Below are 969 nucleotides of genomic sequence, written 5' to 3'. Positions count from 1 at the left end.
TGCATGGCCGATTGCGGCGCAGACCGCGTCGACGGTTCGCGCCGCGGCTTTGCGGAGCAGGTGCTTGAGCTTGGCAAAGACTTGTTCGATCGGGTTGAGGTCGGGCGAGTATTTTGGCAGGAAGAAGAGCTTGGCGCCGACGGAGCGGATGAGCTGGCGAACTGCTTTGCTCCTGTGGCTGCCGAGATTATCCAAGACGACGATATCGCCAGGTCGAAGGACGGGCAGAAGGACTTTCTCGACATAGGTGCGAAAGCTCATGCCATCGATCGGCCCCTCGATGAACCATGGCGCATCAATCCGGTCATGGCGCAGGGCCGCCAAGAAGGTCATGGTCTTCCAGCGGCCGTGGGGAACCTTGGCGTGAAGTCTGCTCCCGCGCGGCGCCCATCCCCGCAAGGGCGCCATATCGGTCCTCGTCCAGGTCTCGTCGATGAAGACCAGCCGCTCAGCTTCGACGCGGCCTTGATATTTTGTCCACTGGGCTCGCCGCCGCGCGACCTCGGGTCGATCGCGTTCGCCAGCCGCCACGCTTTTTTTTGAAGCTGAGCTTCTCGGCGTGCACGAAATCCCACACTGAATGGTAGTCGACCTTCAGGCCACGTCCCGCAAGCTCGGCAACGAGGCCCCGTATGGTGAAATCGCCATCCTTGATCCGTTGCGACAGCCAATCCGCGTGGTCTCCCGAAACCGCCTTCGGCTTGTGACCGCCCATCTGGCCAGGCTCGACGCTACCAGTCTCCTCGACCCGCTGCATCCAGCCGATCGCTGTGCTGATCGCGACCCCAAACTGCTTGGCCGCCTGGTTGCGGGACATCCCGCCCTTGATCGCGGCTACGACACGCTTGCGAAGATCCAGAGAATAAGGCTTGCCCATCCATGCTGGCCTCCTTCCAGCCAGCATGGTGAATCAGAAACCCACTGATTTGGGAATCCCAAATCGATTCAACCTAACCCCATCCCGCTTTA

General features: G+C 61.0%; 1 protein-coding gene. It reads right to left on the bottom strand.

What is annotated here, in order from left to right; translation table 11 throughout:
• A protein-coding gene (locus tag XI06_RS12895) for an IS630 family transposase (RefSeq protein WP_442869426.1) occupies window positions 1–877 on the bottom strand; the annotation gives its coding sequence in 2 pieces (ribosomal slippage) (window positions 1–532 and window positions 531–877; 879 coding nt annotated over the 2 pieces). This gene is flagged as partial in the annotation.
• Window positions 878–969: the final 92 nt, after the last annotated feature.

The organism is Bradyrhizobium sp. CCBAU 11434, assembly GCF_028128895.1.
Lineage (GTDB): Bacteria > Pseudomonadota > Alphaproteobacteria > Rhizobiales > Xanthobacteraceae > Bradyrhizobium > Bradyrhizobium zhengyangense.
This window is presented reverse-complemented; position numbering and strand designations above follow the sequence as displayed.